The sequence below is a fragment of the Fischerella muscicola PCC 7414 genome, assembly GCF_000317205.1.
GTDB lineage: Bacteria > Cyanobacteriota > Cyanobacteriia > Cyanobacteriales > Nostocaceae > Fischerella > Fischerella muscicola.
Genome location: NZ_AJLK01000246.1, coordinates 1 through 421, shown reverse-complemented (window position 1 = coordinate 421; position 421 = coordinate 1). Strand labels below are relative to the sequence as shown.

General features: G+C 35.6%; 1 protein-coding gene. It reads right to left on the bottom strand.

Annotated features, from left to right (window positions below; genetic code table 11):
* A partial coding sequence (locus tag UYI_RS0131480; RefSeq protein ID WP_026086302.1) for a transposase occupies positions 1-339 on the bottom strand: 339 nt, incomplete at its 3' end.
* Positions 340-421: the final 82 nt, after the last annotated feature.

Here is a 421-nt window from a genome sequence, read left to right as displayed (position 1 = left end):
ATTGGGAGTATGAATATTAAGGTTATCAACTACTAAACGGATCACATCAGCGTCTGTGTAATGAACATCTACTAAATCTTTCAATTGTTTAGCAAAGTCAACTTTTGTCCGACGTTGTGTAACTTCAATATGCCTCCATCCAGCTAAAGGTTCAAAGAAAGCAAATAAATTGACTACTCCATTACGTTTATATTCATAATCATAACGTTCGGGCTTTTCTGGTTCTGGTGGCAAAGGAAGTCTTACTTCTTCTACTAATTGATATGGGCGTTCATCCACACAGACCACAGGTTTTTTCGGATCGTATGACTCATTATATAAATCCAACACATTTTCCATTCTGAACACATATTCTGCGTTTACTTCGGGAATACACCACTGTTGTTTTAGCCAAGGTTTAATTTCATTTTTTTTAGAGTTT